This window comes from Enterobacter sp. C6 (genome assembly GCF_008122455.1).
GTDB classification, from domain to species: Bacteria; Pseudomonadota; Gammaproteobacteria; order Enterobacterales; family Enterobacteriaceae; genus Enterobacter; species Enterobacter pseudoroggenkampii.
Window position 1 is genome coordinate 1 of record NZ_QPFW01000095.1, and the last position, 4571, is coordinate 4571.

The window sequence follows — 4571 nt, forward strand, 5'->3', positions numbered from 1 at the left end:
TTAATCCGTATGTCACTGGTTCGAGTCCAGTCAGAGGAGCCAAATTTGAAAAGCCTGCTTTTAAAGCAGGCTTTTTGCTTTTCATTATTCCCACGCTAGCTCAAGATAGCTTCTCGTCAGGCAGACCCTTCATTTGCAGCACCATAAGAATGCGTTCCAGTTGTTTGAACGCTAATTCCTCTCAGTAAAACTGGAAAACATATTAGCCGCTGTTACTCATATTGTATTTCCATACAAAGATGCCCCCCTTTGGTAGGGTTAAAATATCTGCCTCTGTGTTATTCTCTAACCATTAATTTCAGGGAGATACTCAGGTTAAGGCTCTTTTAGCATGATGCAAAACTCGTCTAAAGATATCCTTTCAGCGTGGCATGATTATGTGAAATTCAGTGGCGCAGAAAAGAGTAAAATACCGGCCAGCAAGGTGCATGAGCACCAACAACTCATGCTCGGTATAAATAACTGTGAAGAAAACCAGAGCGGGGTAATACTCCGTGTTACGCCTGAAATGCGCAACCACTGGCGCCAGCGTTTCGTCGAATATGACGAAAAGGGTAGAATTACCCATATTGAGCCTGTTAACCTGCTTTTTCCGGTACTGCGCTGTATCGAAAACGAGCGAGGTAAGGCCAATGTAAAATACCTTCCGCTGTTCTCTTTCCCCCTCCCCAAATCATTTTTTGAACAGAACGAAAACACCCTGCTAGTTCCCGTCAAAGATGGACAACTTGTTAGCGCATTCCCCTTCGCTTTTCGCGAAATGTTTGGTATTCAGCTGGATGAGCTCGGTGAAAACCGTCATATGATGAGTATCGTTAGCGCGCTCACGGGATGTAAATATGACACGTTCCTTGAGGCGTTTAAGGCTCTTCAGAAATGGGTCACTCAGCAATCAAACAGTAAATATCAGGGGCTGGAAACTGCGTTTAATGCCCTGGTGGCTCCGCTGCATAATGAGGATTACAACCTCAAGCGTGATGCGGAAGATTTCACCTGGCTGTGTAATAACGCAGTTGGTGATTTCCCATTACTGGAGCAGTATCTCAGCTATATCCATAGTGACGAGAAGGCCCCACATATTCACGAAGTGGTGACTGGCGGTTTGTTTGAAACACAATATCCTCTGGGCCATGGGCAGATGGCGGCAATACAGGCGATTAATCTGGATGAGCGCCTGGTTGCTGTACAAGGTGCGCCTGGTACGGGTAAAACCACGCTATTCAAGTCACTCATCGCACAACGACTGGTTGCCAGAGCACTGGCGATTGCTGATGGAAAGGACCAGAATTTCGGCATGCTGGTCACGTCCACGGCAATAAAAGCGGTGGAGAATATCATTGACGATCTGCGCAGTGACCCTGCAACTGAGGATCTAGACTGGTTATGGTTTCATAGCGGCTCGAACGAACAGGTTCAGCATGAGCTTACCCGGCTTGAGAAACTGATTGGTCGTTGGCGACAGGAAAGCTATGACCAACAGCAGCAGCACGATTTTTTAGCGGTTTTACTCAAGCATCGTGACGAGATGAACGCTTGTTACCGGGCGTATCTGAATGAAAAGGCAGTAGCGATACAATCTGTTGTGGATTGTGGTCTGGACACCCAACTAGCAAAAGAGCTACCAGCTCGTTTCATGGAAAAAATTCCCTCGCTCGCCGCTCATGCACAGGTACTCGGAATTGATGTTTCGCTTCATCGCCCCGACGACCTGGATACCTTAGCCTGTCAGTTAGAACAGCGCCTGCAGGAAATTAGGGAGATAAAAACGCAGCGTCTACAGGCCAGCAGAATTTACCAGACGTTGCAGGCGACATGGCCGCAGCAGCATAGTCTGGAGCAGATACTTAGCTGGATGGATTCACCGCTACGCCCAGCCCTGGAGCTGCATTACCGCGACTATCCGCGTAAAGGGATAAAGCGTTATCTGGCTCGTTTTTTCGAGAGGAAATATCCAGCAAGGTTGCAACAGATGAGCCTAGCTGCACCGGAGGACTTTCTCAAATTCAGTCTTTCTTCCCTTCCCCATCGTCAGCTGGCTGCTCTGGCTGATGCTGGGGAAATGCTTTCACAGCAGGTAGATAGCCTGGCGCTACTGGCGCTGCTCCTGCATGCGGAACCCGAAGCTCAACAGGAAGTTGACCTGCTGACTCTTAATACTGAAGTAGAAGAATTGCAGGCACAATGGCGTCAGGTCATCCGGGCGCAACAGCTAACGGCACAGTATCAACAGCGTTATCCGGAAGGTAACTGGTGCGACATTTTGCGTAAACGCTTTATCAGGCAACACCGGGAAATGTTCGAAGCCGCTATCGGTTATCTCTGGCAGGAACAACTGAAACGGAAAATTGAGCTTGAAGAGGTGCTGACCCACTGGCGGGCCCTGATGAGTAAGCGTCGCAGTGCGGGCTACTATCGCTGGCTGGATAAGCTAGATGATTTCTATCGCGCACTGTCTCTTGTATATCCAGTAATGGCGACCACGCTGGTTTCCGCGTGGAAGGTTGCTGGTTATCGTAAGCTCGATGAGCTCAAGGGGCATAAACCATGGCACCTGGCACTGTGCGACGAAGCGGGCATGATTTCGCTTGAATCCCTCGTGCCCCTATTGAGTCGCAGTGAGAAAGCGATGATTGTTGGCGATCCTCTGCAAATTGAACCCATTAGAAACCTGTCAGAAAACATGCAAACACAGTTGCGTGAGCGTCATTTCGCCAGCAACAATACGTTGTATGAGCGTGTTTCACCTGCAAGCGTCACGGGCTGGCACCGTGCTGCTGGTACGCTTTCCGGCAAGGTAGACGATACGGGTAATGGCATCATTCTCGATGAGCATCGCCGGTGCCAGCAACCTATTGCCGACCTTTTCATCCGACTGGCGAACTACCAAGGCGTCAGCGTGGAAACTGCCCCCCCTTCCAGCCGTATTGCCAGCGCGTTTGAGAAATCAGGCGGGCATCATTTGATGTTCTACAGCGTAGAAGGCCAGAAAGGCGATATGGTTAACACTAATCTGGATGAAGTTGATGCTATCGAGCTATTGCTGGATAAGCTGGAAGAAGCTGGTTACGATCTGACTGTCGATGTTGGCATCATCACTCCCTATAGCAATCAGAAGTCATTGTTGATTAAACGTCTTGCGCAACGAATGAATCACTGGCAGAAAAACTGCATTGGTACAGTGCATCAGTTTCAGGGCGTAGGCTTTGAGGTCATCATTTATAGTCCGGTTATTTTTCATCCTCTTGATAATCCGAATTTTCAAAACGACGCACCAAATATGCTGAATGTCGTGGTTTCACGCGCAAAGCAGCAATTTATCGTCGTAGGTAACCATCATCGATTGCGGCAAGCAGGTGGATACCTGAAAGTCCTTGCCGATAGCGTTGCCGAAAGCTTCCTGCTTGAACAGGGTAGCCAGCATCCGAATTTTGCCAGTCTAAGCCAGACTCCCCGTCTACAGCGTTATTATCGCGACTGCGAACATATTGCCGCATTTAGCGCTCTGGCCAGCCAGTGTGAACAGGAGCTGGTTATCATCGCTCCGTGGATCCGTCGAGGAGGTAAGAATTATCAGAGGCCGGAGCTGGCGCAGTTGGTAGCCACGCAGCGGCGTGGTGTCAGGGTTAAAGTTTATTACGGCTACTATCACCAGTGCATGGATCGTGCGGAAGATAATGATGAGACTCTGGTTGCCGAGTACCGCGAACAACTAGGAAAAGAGAATATTATCCGGTTGACGGAAGGGACACATGAAAAGGTAATGATGATCGATGGCCGCTACATTGTTCTCGGGAGTTGGAACTGGCTATCTCATGGTTATCACCATAGCTGCGAGCGCAGTAAACAGTTCACTAATGCGATTCGTCATGAGATCAGTGCAGAGCTGGATGATGCATCGCTGGTGAGGGAGCTTAGGGAGAGGTTGCGGCTGGAATAACAGACTCATTGAATGCTCCCAGTCTGATGAGACAAATTTGAAAAGCCTGCTTTTGAAGCAGGCTTTTTTATTTTTCTCCCCCACATCAGAAGAATTACGAAGTCATGATGAGGTCCCCCGTTCATGGCTTCATAACGATACGACCAAGCGGTTTCGCTGTCTCAGCGTATTCATGGGCCGCGGCGGCGTTAGCCAGGGGAAAGACACGGTCAATGACAACCCTGATGTGCCCTGCAGCCACAGCCTGCAACATGTCATCCACGCTTGTCCGAACGCCAGGCCTTTCAAAAAGTGGCCCCATAAATACCCCCATGAGGGTCTGGTTAGACTGCATTGGCGGCCACAGGTCGACGGTCAGGCTGCCACCGCCCGCATTACCGACGAAGACGAGACGTCCTTCCGGAGCGAGTGCAGAAAGCGAAGCAGGCAACGTCGTCCCTACCGGATCGATGACGAGGTTAACACCGACACCATGGGTGAACTGTCGGACACTGTCCACAACGTTATTCTTTGCACGATCCACGACGTGATCGGCGCCAAGTTCCAGCAGCCGGTTTATTCGCTGCGTTCCGCTTGCCACGGCGATGACCGTCGCGCCTGCTTGTGAGGCAAGCTGAACGGCCGCGAGCCCCAC

Annotated in this window: 2 protein-coding genes; one reads left to right on the top strand and one right to left on the bottom strand. The window is 50.1% G+C overall.

Features of this window, described 5'->3' with window-relative positions; all coding sequences use genetic code 11:
- Positions 1 to 331: 331 nt before the first annotated feature.
- Positions 332 to 3937, top strand: a complete 3606-nt coding sequence (locus DOU50_RS01175) for an AAA domain-containing protein (RefSeq protein WP_228117493.1) — start codon at positions 332 to 334, stop codon at positions 3935 to 3937.
- A 121-nt stretch (positions 3938 to 4058) separates the two neighbouring features.
- Here DOU50_RS01175 and DOU50_RS01180 read toward each other — a convergent pair.
- Positions 4059 to 4571: quinone oxidoreductase family protein (locus DOU50_RS01180; protein WP_148768568.1), on the bottom strand; the 513-nt coding region annotated here is incomplete at its 5' end.